The organism is Mesorhizobium sp. B2-8-9 (genome assembly GCF_006439475.1).
GTDB lineage: Bacteria > Pseudomonadota > Alphaproteobacteria > Rhizobiales > Rhizobiaceae > Mesorhizobium.
In genome coordinates this window covers 1-14332 of sequence record NZ_VFTQ01000057.1, presented here as the reverse complement: position 1 = coordinate 14332, position 14332 = coordinate 1, and the positions used below count along the sequence as shown (strand labels likewise).

At 58.5% G+C, this 14332-nt stretch carries 10 protein-coding genes and 2 pseudogenes; 8 read left to right on the top strand and 4 right to left on the bottom strand.

Annotated elements, in window-relative coordinates; translation table 11 throughout:
* Nucleotides 1-128 precede the first annotated feature (128 nt).
* Nucleotides 129-959 (top strand): DUF1194 domain-containing protein, encoded by an 831-nt coding sequence (locus tag FJ423_RS32955; RefSeq protein ID WP_210239591.1) that lies wholly within the window; start codon nucleotides 129-131, stop codon nucleotides 957-959.
* A gap of 300 nt (nucleotides 960-1259) precedes the next feature.
* Nucleotides 1260-1355: pseudogene (locus tag FJ423_RS34510) on the top strand (ATP-dependent DNA ligase); the annotation flags it as partial.
* A gap of 506 nt (nucleotides 1356-1861) precedes the next feature.
* On the opposite strand, the gene FJ423_RS32945 reads toward FJ423_RS34510, so the two are convergent.
* Nucleotides 1862-2227, bottom strand: a complete 366-nt coding sequence (locus tag FJ423_RS32945) for a hypothetical protein (RefSeq protein WP_140847935.1) — start codon at nucleotides 2225-2227, stop codon at nucleotides 1862-1864.
* Nucleotides 2228-2346: 119 nt separating this feature from the next.
* Here FJ423_RS32945 and FJ423_RS32940 point away from each other — a divergent pair, with 119 nt between their 5' ends.
* A complete protein-coding gene (locus FJ423_RS32940; protein ID WP_140847932.1) occupies nucleotides 2347-3258 on the top strand; it encodes an ankyrin repeat domain-containing protein in 912 nt (303 codons plus the stop codon).
* Between the two features lie 1690 nt (nucleotides 3259-4948).
* Here the strand turns inward: FJ423_RS32940 and FJ423_RS32930 are convergent.
* The 3 genes and pseudogenes from FJ423_RS32930 to FJ423_RS32925 form a co-directional block, all read right to left on the bottom strand.
* Nucleotides 4949-5874 (bottom strand): annotated as a pseudogene (locus FJ423_RS32930) (IS110 family transposase); the annotation flags it as partial.
* A 63-nt stretch (nucleotides 5875-5937) separates the two neighbouring features.
* Nucleotides 5938-6081, bottom strand: a complete 144-nt coding sequence (locus tag FJ423_RS33840) for a hypothetical protein (RefSeq protein ID WP_181174986.1) — start codon at nucleotides 6079-6081, stop codon at nucleotides 5938-5940.
* 179 nt (nucleotides 6082-6260) lie between these two features.
* Nucleotides 6261-8558, bottom strand: coding sequence for an AAA family ATPase (locus FJ423_RS32925; RefSeq protein ID WP_140847930.1), 2298 nt, complete (start codon nucleotides 8556-8558; stop codon nucleotides 6261-6263).
* A gap of 668 nt (nucleotides 8559-9226) precedes the next feature.
* Here FJ423_RS32925 and FJ423_RS32920 point away from each other — a divergent pair.
* The 5 genes from FJ423_RS32920 (at nucleotide 9227) to FJ423_RS32900 (ending at nucleotide 13890) form a co-directional block, all read left to right on the top strand.
* Complete coding sequence (locus FJ423_RS32920; RefSeq protein WP_140847928.1) at nucleotides 9227-10039, top strand: DUF4238 domain-containing protein; 813 nt, start codon at nucleotides 9227-9229, stop codon at nucleotides 10037-10039.
* 473 nt (nucleotides 10040-10512) lie between these two features.
* Nucleotides 10513-11226: a DUF2806 domain-containing protein gene (locus tag FJ423_RS32915; protein WP_181174985.1), complete on the top strand. Its 714-nt coding sequence runs from the start codon at nucleotides 10513-10515 to the stop codon at nucleotides 11224-11226.
* Entirely contained in the window at nucleotides 11223-11519 is a 297-nt protein-coding gene (locus tag FJ423_RS32910; protein WP_140847922.1) for a hypothetical protein, read from the top strand. Before FJ423_RS32915 ends, FJ423_RS32910 begins: the two co-directional genes overlap by 4 nt.
* 10 nt (nucleotides 11520-11529) lie before the next feature.
* On the top strand, nucleotides 11530-13419 hold the full coding sequence (locus FJ423_RS34505; RefSeq protein WP_246680385.1) for an ImmA/IrrE family metallo-endopeptidase: 1890 nt from the start codon (nucleotides 11530-11532) through the stop codon (nucleotides 13417-13419).
* Between the two features lie 6 nt (nucleotides 13420-13425).
* Nucleotides 13426-13890, top strand: coding sequence for a DUF4411 family protein (locus FJ423_RS32900; RefSeq protein ID WP_140847919.1), 465 nt, complete (start codon nucleotides 13426-13428; stop codon nucleotides 13888-13890).
* The last annotated feature ends 442 nt before the right edge of the window (nucleotides 13891-14332 follow it).

Below are 14332 nucleotides of genomic sequence, written 5' to 3'. Positions count from 1 at the left end.
GAGCGCAGATTTCGGCGAATGATCGTAAGCCGTTCGTGACTTGGCAAATGCCCCGGACCGACAATTTCACATTCCATTGTCGGTGAGAGGGGTTCGCTATGGACTGCTTAGTACGGATTGCTGCAAGCATGGGTGCAAGACCAGTGCTGCGGCTCACGGGCGCCTTCCTGCTCACCCTGATCTTCGCGACAGCGTCACAGGCTCACTCGACGGGCCGTCCCGCGGGCGGCCTGGCCGAAGTCGATTTGCAATTGATCCTTGCCGTGGACGTCTCGCCGTCGATGAGCAGAATTGAGCAAAAAGTGCAGCGCGACGGCTATGTTGATGCTTTCCGCCACGCGGACATCGCGATGGCAATCAGGGCCGGAGAACTGGGAAGAATCGCAGTGCTCTATCTGGAGTGGGCCGGGCCAAATCAGCAAACCGTCATCGTGCCGTGGACAATTGTCGAAAGCCGCGAGGGCGCTCTGACTTTGGCGGATAGGCTCGCAGCTCTGTCGTTGACTGAAGGCCGCGGAACGTCGATTTCTGGCGCGTTGCAAGCCGCGAATGAACTGTTTGCGAAGAGCGGCTTGCGAAGCCCGCGCCGGGTTATTGACGTTTCCGGCGACGGACCCAACAATGCCGGAGCACTCATTGACCCCATCCGGCAGTTTCTTCTCGCGGAAGGTGTGACGATCAACGGGCTGCCTATCGCACTGCCCCACATTGGCGGGGCCGACGGGTTTGCGCGGTACGATCCTTCCAGCCTGCAATCCTATTTCGAGCGCTGCGTCATCGGCGGACCGGACGCATTTGCAATCGGCGTCACCGAGGCCGCTATGTTTGCCACCGCGGTCCGTCGAAAGCTGGTTCGTGAAATCTCCATGAACATGGATCAGGTGATCTACGCCGCTTACACCGAGCGTTCCTACCCCACGGTCGATTGCAACATGATCGGTCAGTTGCCGGGCCGATAGCGCTCGGCAATGAAATCCCCGCAAAGGAATAGCTTCGCGCATTGCTGCCGACAGTCCAATGTACCAACAGCAGCGATGAATGCGCTCAAAAGGGCTAAAGGGTTGCTTGTCGAGAACTTCGTTTCGAGACCGGAAGGCAAGTTTCGGCTATGTGCAGCCGTTTTCGGCGCTCGTCGTCTTCCAGTCGGCCGCGATCAGCGCCTCCTTTGCCGATCCACCATGCTTGAGCAGATAGGGTGCCAGACGTGCGTTCATCCGCTCGACGAGCTTTGCGTAGTAAGTTCTGGCCAGAAGGCCGTGTGGCTCAAGCCGGGTCTTGTGGGGCGGGTTAAGTTTCTTAGGGGCGAGGAGAAGCTTCGCCATGCGTCACTGAAGGATTTTCGGGAGGCTGATTAGACAAGGCGGCCGCCGGACCTATGCGGCGACCGATGCGACCTCAAGTCTGAAGATTAGCGATATCTAATGTGGTATTCAGGTTGCGAGGGGATTTCGATGACGCAGTCAAAGCGGTATTTCGCATTGGCGTGGCTCGCACTGATCGGCAATGCCGAGGCCCACGATTGGTATACGGGTAAGACGGACCCCGTTCTTCACTACGACTGCTGTGGAGGCAATGACTGTCATCCTATCGATCCAAGCCATGTCAGGATGACAAGAGACGGCTATTTCGTCCGGCCGCCCCGCCCCTTCTACCTAAACGAGCCACAAGAGCCGGAGTGGTTCATTCCCAGAGAGCGTGTCCAGACCTCGCCGGATGATCGATATCATATTTGCGAGCGCCTGATGACGTTCTATCGGACGCTGACCCCACACATGATTTTCGAGGCTTATCTTCGGTTTCGATGGACGTGCTTTTTCGCCCCGCCCGGCACTGGTTCAATCGGGCGAAGCTAGAACAACATTCACATTGCATCCGCTGGCGCGAAGAAGCAGTTTTCGTCTTCTTCCGTGGGATGCAGACAGATGTGGAAGTTGCCATCCCCCGAGGGGATTACGACTTCGTACGGCACGAAGTAGCGGTTCTGATGCGTGACTTTATGATGGTCGCCTGGACGCAGAATAATCACATAGCCATCTGGCCGGGGCGTCACAGTTGAACTGGGAATTTTCCCGCAGTCGCCAATGAGCGGGTCGCCGTGGCAGCAAGCCGGTGGATAGCCCCAATTTTCATCCGGGCCGTGGGCTAACGCCGCACTTCCCTCAATTGCCGCAGCCGTGGCGATCACGCCTGCAAAGCACGTTGCCTGTCTTGTTCTGACTGCATGCATCGATTGGGGCCGCCCTCAACGGCAATGACGTCATTATACACCATTAGCCTGCGCTAATATACCTTGGAGGCGAGCCGCTGTCGGGTGTATCTTCCTCCCTATCGGCGGAGGATGCCGAAATGCGGGTTTTATTCGCAAGCTTCCTGATCTTGCTAGGTGCCGCAACAACAGCGCATGGCGGTGCGCTCCACGACGCGGCCAAGAACGGCGATCTTACGGCAATCACGGCGGCGCTTGATGCCGGCGCTGACATCGAGGAGCAGGAGAAGGGGGCAACACCGCTGTTCTTGGCAGTGCGCGGCGGCCACGTCGATGCAGCGGCGCTGCTGATCAAACGCGGTGCCGATGTCAACAAGGAGGCGAAGCTCGGCCGGCCGATGACCGTGGCCGTGCTGAAAAACGCCGCCGATATGATCCGGCTGCTGCTGGCGCATGGTGCCGACGCCAATGACAAGACGCGGGGCGAGCCAATGCTGATCCTCGCGGTCGCGAGTAGCTGCCTCGACTGCGTTAAGGTGCTGGTCGAGGCGGGCGCTGACGTCAACACCATCTGGGTCCAGGGCGATCCCAATCAACGGCCGGGCATCATCACGGCCTACCATCTCGCAAAGCACGATGATCATGAGGACATCGCCGCCTACCTTTTGGAGCATGGCGTCGTCATCCTGAAACCGGAGCCGATTTCCGCCCGGCTCGCGGAGGGCGACCCCACCAAGGGCGCGGCCTTCTTTGCAAGCACCTGTGCCCCTTGCCATGTCGTGCGGCCAAAGGAACTTCCCACCATCGGGCCGAACCTTTGGAACGTCGTCGGTCGCGACAAGGCATCGACGAAGTTCGAGCGTTACTCCAAGACCCTGCTGGGCTGGGAGGGAAACTGGACCTACGAGGACTTGAACATCTTCCTCGCCGGTCCCACGCTGACGAAGCCCGGCGTCAACATGGATATTCGCGGGGTGCCTGAAGAGGCCGATCGGCTGAACGTGATCGCCTATCTCAGAACGCTCGCCGACACACCGATGCCACTGCCGTAGGGGACGTGCGTTTAGCACGGCCATGTGTAGGTTGATCCTCACCCTTGCCTTCGTGCTCACCTGTGGCCGGGTTGTCCGCAGGAGAGCATTGGTCTGCTGAGGACGGCGACACGCTGTGGCACGACAAAAAACGAATTCAATTGCTCGGTTTTGATGCCCCCAAACTTTCGTAGGCGTGTTTTGATGCCGCTGGCAAAATCTGGCCCTGCGGCAAGTATGCGCGTGACCACATCCAACATCTTATCGCCTCAGGCGATGTATCCTGCATCGTCGAGGGCAAGGACGGTTATAACGACGACCTCGGCGTCTGCTTCGTGGGAGGCATCGATCTCGGACGGGACCTGGTGAAACACGGATTGGCGGTGGCCGACACTCGATACCTTGCCGAGGAGCAAGAAGCCCGCATTGCCAAACGCAACTTGTGGGCAGGGAGCGTCAGCAAGCGGCGATAGCAGCTGGGCGTCCACCCCGATCGATACCTGTCTCTGATTATGGCTGATAATTATGCTGGCACTTGCAATAGCGGCATGTCACTCGGACCACGCGCAGCGTGTCGATGGCGAGAGACGCCAAGCGAAAGAGTCGGCCACAGCATCTGCACCGCTTCCGTAAGGGATAGGGCCGGTCGCGTCGTCTATGCCGCAACGTTGACCTTTAGGGACACGTGGCCGATTGCGGGAGGGAGCGATTTCGTCCGGGAACATAATCCATTGCTAAGGTTTCGATCGTGAGGGCGAGGATCAGAGGCCGGGCGACCTCCGAACCTGGAACGCTAATCCTCTTCGTTCACGAAAGAATCGATGGCATTGCGAAACAGTCGCCGAATGTTAGGAAGCCGTCCGTATCATCCTCGGCGTGCCGCGACGAGACAGCGCGGCGGCCGCTCTAACAGGCGGGCGAAGGCAAACCGAGAGATCAGAAAACGGAAGTCAGGACCTCCAGTTTAGGGATGGCGAATCGCTACCTACTTGCGGGGTTCCGCAGCTATGGACGCATCAGCGCCTTTCGAGCGTATTGAACCCAATGCGGACCTTCACCTTTCGGCCCCAATACAGTCGTTCAGCGAGGTCGGGGCGAACCTGGGACCGATGCGTCGTGGCATCAACACAACGCCGCCGCGAATTGCGAGCCCTAGCAGGTAATACCCCCGCAATGTGCTAATTCCCAAATAACATTAATCGCTTGATTTTAAAACACACATTGCACCAAGGTGCCGCAATGTGTGGGAGGCAGCGAAAAATACAGCAAATACAACCAACCGCCCGCAGCACAATGTGCGTCCTTTTATCTTGCCGTCTTAATCGGTCGTATTTTCCGCGACTTTCTTTCCATCGTCGTTCATCTTCCAAACTACGATAATACACTATTCTATGCTCTAAACCACGATCCCGTACTCTTGCGTCGAGTTCGATGCGCCGTGCAGTCTTCCGCGCTCTGCGACGGCGTAGCAGCGCTGCTTATTTGCAGCGCGGGAACCGTCGTGGTGCACTTTTCCATCGGAGTGACGGAGCATCGTCACAGGCAATCCGGCGCGGTCCGACCGTCTCGCGACCGGCGCGGCCGCAGGCAAGATAACGTGCGTTCCGTCGTTCCTGGTCTGCATCAGTCCTCATCCGCCGGAGCGGATTCGTGTGTCAGATGGCGCCCGTCAGCATGCCGGCGCCATGCGTTTCAACTGTCGGTCTTCTGTTCATCGATGCGCTCCGAGCAGCTTGCGGGCCTTGTCATGGGCACGCCGGCCGGCATCCGCCTGGCTTGCCGCCGGATCGCCGACGTAAGATGTGCCGTCGCTCCAGAGCTCGTGCATGATCACCGCCAGCTTGCGCGCCACGGCGACACAGGCCTTGCGATGGCACGAGCGCTTCGCGATCGCCTGGCCCCAGCTCTTGACCTTGTCGGCGCCCTTGAAGCGCGTCATCTAGCCTGACGCCGCCTCGTAGAGCGCGGCCTAACGTCGGCGTCGCCGGCCTTCGAGATGCGCCCCTGGACGTCAATCGTGGACCCGGATTGCCAGCGCCGCGACGTCGGGCCGAAGTAGGCCGCGACGTCGCGCGAGCGGCGGAATCGCGACGGATCGTCGATCGCGGTTATGAACGAGAGCGCCGTCACCGGACCCACGCCGGGGATGGCCATGAAGCGCCGGCAAGTCTCGCTGCGCGCGACGATCTTCACGACGACATCGTGCAGCCGGCAATACTGTTTCCACAGTGCGGCGCGACGTCAGCATGGCGTTCATCAGCTCGGCTGACAGCGGATCGTCGCCACGGCGGCGCGCACCGCCTGCTCGAAAGCTCCTCGCCCGATCTTGCCGAGGCCGATGCCGACCGCTCTCAGCGAATGGCGTATGGTGTTCTGCAGGTCGAGAAACTCGGCCTTCAGATTGCGCCGGTGTGTCTGCCAGATCGCACTCGGTAGCAGCTTTCAGACTTAATATGAGCCTGGCGGCACCAGCTGGTGCGCATGATATGGGCTATGCTGAGCGCATCGGTCTTGTCGGTCTGTTGCGCTGCGCCGACATTGGGCGCGCACGTGCTGCGTCTACAGACAGACGACCGGCAGGCCGAGTTTCTTGAGCTCCGGATGCAGCCAGGGCGACGGTGATCCTGCCTAGTATCCGCGGCATGCGCCGCTATTTATAAAGATACGCGAATTTCGCGATAGCCTAGTCCACAGAGGTTGTCAGATCCTGACGATCTTCTCGGGGATAATGGGTTCCTGATCGCGAAGCGCCTTGGCCTCTTCCGGAACCTCGATATCTGGCGTGACGACGAAGTCCCTACCAATAATTTGGTGCCGTTGAAACCTGCCCTTGGGGCTGGTCATTTATGGCGCCACTGCGGCTCTTGAGGATTTTGCCGGAACCTCTCCGGCTGCAGGGGATGGCCCTATACATCGCGGCTATTTCAACAAGGCATTGGTCGTGGCACTAGAGGGCGCTGAACAGCGACGTAATGAAGGAAAGTATCTGGTGAACTCTCTGCGCAGGGCCAAACCAGCGGTTTCTAACGTCTCGCAAACGCTAAAGTGCGCGTAGCAAAATCGAACAATTCCTGGTCCCGGATTGCGGCGGTCTGATAAGCGGCGTTCGTGTCGTGATGGAAATTATTGGCATAGTCGAGCAAAGCTCTAAGTTCGGTTGTATCCTGACGATTTAGCAATTCCTGCGGCGTCCCCAAAGCCTGGCGGCACCGGTCAACGAATTGACCGAGCATCGTGCCGGGCGGGAACCATTCGGGGTATGCCACACGGCAAAAGGCTTCGAGCATGGGCCTTAGCGATGTAGCCACTTCCCGCTCATTGATGCCGACGCTGCTCACAAGATACTGACGGACAAGTTCGTGTCGCTTGTCGTGCTCGGTTATGCAGTCTCGATTCACATCCCAGTCGGCGAGTGTCGAACCAGCATTGTCGCGGACAATGCGCATGGATGATCGCCGATTGACGTCGGCACTCTCCCAAAGCTCGCAAAGAAATGGCTTCGAATGGGAGAGGACGATCACTTGCTCGACAGAACCCACCAGGCGGTGCAATTCCTGTCTAGTCGTCAGGGTACGGTTTTCATCGAGGCTGGTCATGGGATCGTCAATGACAACGATCTGGTCCTGCAAATTGGGACTTCTTTCCAAGGAGGCAAAGAAGAACGCGAGTGCGAGCGTATTCCGGTCACCCGCACTTAATGTATTCTTGAAACTTGGCTCTGCCGCCCCTCCTACGAGGGGCACGTCAACCTGATCTATCAGGACGTGATAGCTCGCTGATGAGCCGGATCTGATATTCTGAGAAACGACGCGGCTAAGCCGAAAGCCTGCTCCGAAGCGGCCAAGATAGGTGTTGATCGCGGTTTCATAGGCCGGAAAAACCTGCTCTCGGTATTGTGTCAAGGCTTGGCGAGCCTGATCCCGAAGTCCTTCAGTGACCGTTTTCGCAGCCTTCTCTTGCAAGTAGGCTTGGCAATTCTGAATCATAGGCTCAGAGTGCCGTGAGCGAATGATCGCCAGAGTTTGTAGATCGCTCTCCAGCGCAGCGATATTGGCCCCCGCTGCCTGCTCCTTGACCACGGCAATACGGTCATTTGCCTCCTGCAATGAGGCACTGAGGGCAGCAATCTCATTTCGCTGAATCTCGAATTCTTCAATCGCAACCAGCCCCTCTCGGCTAATCTCTATGGCCTCAAGTGGCGCGTCCAGCTTACGCTGAAGTGCTGTTTCAATCGCCTCCTGGGCGGCGCGCCACGATCTAACGATCGCAGCGGTATCAACGTGAACTCCAGGTACCTCTCCATAGTTCTGCCAGAACTGCGCATTTTCGGAGGCCAAGCGGACAGACCGTTCAAAGGAGGCCAGTATTTCGGGACCGTGGCGTTGACTATTGTCGGTGAGTGCCGTCGCAATGCGAGCCTTGTGCTCTCTATAGGCTTGGCTGAAAAAGGCTTCATAGTGACCGACTAATTGAGAGCCGGCCAAGGCCTGCGCGCAAAATGGACAATGATTCTCACCTAGGCCGGCAGATGCGGGCGCTACGAAAGCTATACCCTCTGAAACCCATCGCTCGCTCCCGGCGCCGAGACGACCGAGATGCCGTTGAACTTGCAGGGCTGCTTCTGCCTGAATGCCAGGGAGCCTTCGATTGAGGAGGTCCTGAATCGCCGGAACATCAAACACCGGCAGTGAGATGGCCTGAAACTCGGGCCTTCTCAGCACCGCTTCAGCGTTGCGTGCAGCCGCAAGATTTCTTTCGGCAGCCTGGATTGCCTCTGCAAGATCATCACGCGGCGCCAGAGCACAAAACTCATCGACCGTGTAGCGACCTCTCACTGACGCTGGAATTGCCGCCGCCAGCTGACCGAGACGCGTATTGTGCTGCTCAACGAGGGCCACCTGTGCTTGCAGCACATTGTTGAGTTGAACGCCCTGTGCCCCCACAATCAGATCGTGAAGGTTCTGACGGTGGCTGGCGTCGACCTGCATTCCAGAATGCACGTTGGCGGTCACGAAATCATCATCGAACACCGAGATGTCTGGAACAGTGGTAGACCAAGCGCCGTTTTGGAATATGGCATTTGTACCGTTGCTCAACCGGATAATGACATGGGCCGGATCGGCCGTTCCAAGCCGATGCCGCTCAAGGATGGGCGTTGCCACCCCAGTCGCCAGAGAACGAAAAACTGCTGACATGGTCGTTTTGCCTCGACCATTCTCGGCGTAAATTAGCGCGAACTTGGCAAGCGGTAGGTTGGCGCCCGTTGCGACGTTGTCAAATTTTCCGATGTTTCGGATGAGCCTTAGTTGCTCGATAGTCATTATCCCCCCTGACATTCCGATAAAACAACGACTATTTATATACTTGCTTAAAACTAGAAGAATCTGGAGCACCATTCAACATCAAACTACCTGGAGAATATCACTGGGGTGTCGAGGCTGGAACCACCGAACGTGACCGATGATCTGCCTCCGAGGCCGCGGGGAGCTTCTCGGCCTTCATGACTATTTCGGCCAACACCGCGCTGACGGTGTCTCCTGGCCCAGGATGCCGGCGCGGGAGGCATAAGCGCATGATATTGGCGAACCGACGGAGGAATTCTAGGCCAATCTACAAAGCCCCTTGGGTGCCGCTCAGCCCGATCGCCTGGTAACCAAACGGGGTATTGGCGTGGACTGTCACCGACTCAGGCTCACGCCCTTCTCGCCTAATCGGGCAATCTAGGCTGCTTGAGCTGCAACGCGCTGCTTTGCGTGGCTCATGCCTCACTACCACATCGCGCCCGCGGTCACGCTTGCGACGCGTGACGCACGGTTCTGAGGTAGTTTCGAGGAAGAGCGGCAGCTCGTAGTTCGTTATTCGGCCTAGGGTGCCAAATTTGTCAATCACTTAGCTAAAGTACAAAAGCCTGTTTTTGCGGGTTATATACGGCATATATACGCGGGACCGCTTTGCTTGGCATCCTGCCCTGCCGGAGGGCCTCCCCTATATGGACCATCATTTCCTGGCGCAGTTTCATTTACGTCGATGGGCGAACGGCAACGGGCGGGTGCTGCAATGGGGCAGAATAGCGCATACAGGAAAGATCGTCAGCAAGGAGGTCGCGCCCGCCGCGACGGCGTACGGGCCGGGCCTGTATGCGCTCAAGGGTGTGCCTGACGCGAAGACGAATGTCGTTGAAGAACGCCTCTTAGGCGATATCGACAATCGTGCTGCGCCGATTCTGGAACAGTTGATCGACAAAGGCGTCCAATCACTCAACGCGCGAAATAGATTTGACTGGGCCCGCTACCTAAACGCGTCGGCGGCCCGCGTTCCCAAGGTCATCGCTGAGGCCAATTCGAAAGCAGCCAGCCTGTTGGGCAGGAAGCTGTCCGAGGGCGGCGCGGAAATGGAGTGGATGTTCGATGACCCTTCCGGCCCTCTCGTGAATCTCGGCATCGTTGCCATGTCGCGATTCTTCTTCACGTACCACAAACCGACCCGCCGATTCCTGTCGCTACGCTGGTTCGTGAGGGACGTGAGTGGCTCAAAAGAAGCGCTGATGATCGGTGATGATCCGCTCGGGAGAACAGGCAACCTCTACGAAGCAGGCTGCCTAATTACACTGCCGCTATCTGCCAATCGCCTATTCATCGCGACCGACTCGCCGAGTGTCGCAGCCCAAGTCCGAGAGGCCTCTGACCAAGAGGTTGTCGAAGCGGCCAATCGACAATCTCTGATCAACGCCAAGCAGTTTGCCTACGGCGTTGCTGACCGGGATATGGTCGACGAATATCTGCTGACCTCACTGAAAAAATAAAGACCGGCGCGTGACCGATTGGCAAAGTCTTTGCCATTTGATCAGGAGGCGCAGGACTGCAGTCTGTCGAAGTCGGCAATGCGGTGTCGCCTCCCTCGTAGCCGCTCTCGTCGACCCTGCAATCGCTATAGAGCTCCCTTGCGCCCAGCCATAGAGACCGGCCAAATTGCAGAGAGTCGGGCTAGGGAGATCGCGCAATGGCGAACGTAGAGAAGGTGACAAGCCGGCATTCACTTAAGGTGACCTGTTTTATCCGGCTTGCGGCAGCCGATCAAATTCTAGGTGGCTTCGGCCGACGGCAGCCACGATCTGAAATGGTCAGATGTTCCGAAAAGGTGACACTGCGATGCGAGGCCCGCGGTGTTACCGGCGGCTATCGTCTTCGCAACACGGGCAACGGCAAGCCGCTGCCCGTGCACTGAGTAATGAGCAACGCGCCGAAGCCTGAAGACGCCGGCGACGGGAGGGATCAAATGAGCAGCGACAAAGAGGACGGGGGCTACAAGGGCGGTTTCGAACTGGATTCGCCGATTGGCAAGGTGAAGGCAGACGCGAGCTTGCCCCCTTCGGCCGGCAAATCGTTCGCGCGGGCCGTGGAAATGGCTTTTTCGGGACTGTTTCCGACGACGTTCGACCGGGCAAAGAACCGAACTCTCAAGGCGCGGATCGATGAGGCCGTAACGAACAAGATGGTCCAGGCTATTGACAGCATTGATCATCGCGAGATCTACGCTGCCCTGCTGAATTACCGACTTCGCGAAGATGCTACCATGTTGGAAGGTCGCGCCGAGATATTGGCGATCGCGGCCGAGCAACTTGCTACTCCTGGCAGAGGGGCGAAAAATGGGGGCGATGCACATACGATTTCGGACGATTTCCTGAGCCACTTTTGGCGAACCGCTGACCGCGTCAGCAATGCTGAGATGAGGATCATCTTTTCGCGCATCCTTTCCGGGGAAGTTGCACGCCCCGGTAGCTTTTCGGCGTCGACGCTCAGCCTAGTGGCGACACTGCACCCGAGGGATGCAACGAATTTCGAGCTGATGTGTCGGATGGCGCTGAGCAATGGCTCTCACTCGTTCGTGGTTGTTAACGCGACCCACGCTGACAGGCCGCACTTGGAGTCGAATACGGTCACCTCGGGCACAACATCGGCGGGTATCTGGTCGACTTTGGTATCGACGTGAATGACGCGCTGGAACTCGTGTCGGTTGGGTTGTGTCGAGGCATCGGCGAAGACGAGCACATGCGCTTCGACAGGCTTTTCAGTAGCGGTCCCTACGAACTCGCAGGGAGAAATGTTGCCTTCAAGCCGGGCCCTAAGGCACTGAACAACGACCGCCCGTCAGTGGGGATCATATCACTTACGAACACGGGAAACGAACTGCGTTCAGTGATTTCACTTGAGCCGCTTTCGGCCTACGAAAGCAAACTGGTCGAGGTCCTCAAGACAGCGGATATCGATCTGATCTTCGAATGACGGTGATGGAATGCCGAGGGACGACTTTTCGCGCGACGTGATCGATCGGCTTGCCAAGCGAGCCGGGATGCGCTGTTCCTGTCCCGATTGCCGGATGCCAACGACCGGGCCGGACGCTTCGGAGGGGATCACTAATACCGGTGTCGCCGCACACATTGCAGCCGCCTCGCCGGCTGGCGCCCGCTACGACGAGGCGATGACGTCGACCGAGCGTAGCGAAATCAAAAACGGCATTTGGCTCTGCCAGACGCACGCAAAGCTGATCGACGACGATGAGCACACCTACACGGTCGCGGTCTTGGAGGACTGGAAGGCAGTTGCGGAGTCGATAGCCAGGCTCGAGGCTCGAGGATTCGAAGTTCGTCGGGCCCGGCCCTTTCGGCAACTAGAGAAGAAGATTCCAAAGCTGATCGCAGAAATGCGCGAGGATATCAGGAAGCACGAGTTGACCAGGGAATTCATAGTTCTGCGGAACCGTCGCATTGGATACAATCCCGGCACTACTCCGTTCTTTACCTATTTTGTGGAGGACCACAATGAGGTCATGTCGGCCGTCAAAATCATGATCCATTATGGCGCGATTTACGATGCTGGGAACGGCGGTGACTTGCATGTTGAGGTGGTTGGCGACGTCGCGCAGCGTAAGCTGGCGGTCGTAATAGCCTTGGAACACGAGCCGCGTGAAGCCGCGGCCGAGCTGGCTGAGAACCGTCAAATGATGCGGCGGCCCACCGGTGCTGGTGCGATCCTCAAGAGCGGCATATTCGGCAAGGAAGCTGGCGCGGCGGCTGTCATAGAACGCTTTGGTAGTGCGGCCGAGGGTATCGGCGTGTCTGTCTACAAACTGAGCGAGTGCGAAGCCGGTGACAACCACCTGACCTTTCCCCAATTCCTGAAGGCGGCTAACTTCTACAAGCGGGCGCCCGCCATTTTCTACCTCAACGAGCCGCCGCACGGGTTTCAGCCGATTCAGGATTTTCGGCGCCTGCCGGAAAGCCCCGAAGAGGCTTTCAAATCCGGGCTGGAATGGGCGATCCGCCAAGCCAGAGAGCGCCGTGAGCTGGCATTGGAGCTTCGCGCCGACCTGGGCGAGCCTATCCATGATTTCAGGCTGCAGGCCAGCCTCAAGGACGACCCCGAAGCCGTCGGCGCCGCCATCCGCAAGTATCTTGGCGTCACCCAAGCCGATCAGCAGGGCTGGCGAGCGAAAGCCTTCGATAACTGGCGCAGTGCGATCGAGGCCACGGATGTCCTGGTGTTCATGGTCCCGCGCCTCCCGCTTGTGGAAATGCGCGGCGTTGCCATTGCCGATTCCAAGCTGCCGCTCATCCTCATCAACTCCAAGGACCGCACCAACGGCCGCACTTTCACCTTGCTGCACGAGTTCAGCCACCTGGTTGTGCGCGCCAGCGGCATCAGCGGGCTCGATTTCGAGGCTCCAGAGCCTGCCAGCGCCGTGGTCGAGCAGTTCTGCAATGCGGTCGCCGGCGCCGCACTTGTGCCAGCCGACTGGCTCCTCAGCGAGTACCTTGTGCGCGCCAAGGGCCAGGTGAAGACTTGGGACGAGGACGAGCTGGCCGCCCTCGCCACCCGTTTCGGCGTCAGCCGCGAAGTTGTCTTGCGCCGGCTTCTGTCTCTCGGCCGCACTACCAAAGCGTTCTATGACAGCCGCCGCGCCAGCTTCCTTGCCGAATATGCCGCTCTTGAGGATCGCACCAGCACCGGTGGGCCGCCGCATCATTTGACGGTTCTCAGCCAGCTCGGCCGCGGCTTCACGCGGCTCGTGTTCCAAGGCTATTACGACCGCCAGCTTACGCTGCGCGACGTCGCCAACCACCTCAACATGCAAGTCACCGCCGTTCCCAGCATCGAACGCGCTGCCTTTGGAATGGCAGGGTAGCGCCGGGTGGCAACGGTCTATTGCATCGATACATCGGCGCTGATTGCTGCCTGGTACGAACGCTATAAGCCGAAGCGCTTCCCGAAGCTGTGGGACGAATTCGACAAGTTTATAGGCCAGGATCGTCTGGTGTCCAGCCAGCTGGTGCTGGCCGAATGCGCCAAGCGCTCACCCGAGCTGCATGAGTGGCTGAAAGACCGGGAGCACATGTTCATCGCACCGGACAAGGCCATTCAGCAGGGCGTGCAGCATGTCCTCAATACTTACACCGGCCTGGTGATGGCTGGAAAGCAGAAGTTCGCCGCCGACAGCTTTGTCATCGCCACATCGGAGGTCCACGGCTACACGCTCGTTACCGAGGAGACTGGCCTCGACAGCCTGCGCAAGATTCCTGGTGTCTGCAAGGACATGAAGGTTCCGTGGTGCAATCTCATGCAGCTGTTTGATGCCGAGGATTGGACTATCGGCTAGTTCATGCCTCCAGCCCGGCTGCCGCGCCCCTGGGCCGCGTGATTGCCCGCAAGACGCGGCGGGATGTGGAAACAGGAGCGGTATATATCCACGTGCGAGACTTGTTCGTAGCAACCGCTCTTTGCGAGCCTTTCTTCGCTGACTGGGGTGAACGGTGAGACAGACCGCCCGGCGGATGGTCGCAGATCGCCATAAACGGGGCGCAAAATTGCACGGCAATTCCCCGTATTAGGGGGTCAAAGAAGCCGGACATATATGGCGACGCCGATCTGCTGCTGTTTTCTGCCGTGCCGGCCGGCCCTGCACGCTCATAACGCAAAAACCGCCCCGGGTTAGACCGGGACGGTTATTGATTTATGATAAAATTGGTTGCGGGGACAGGATTTGAACCTGTGACCTTCAGGTTATGAGCCTGACGAGCTACCGGGCTGCTCCACCCCGC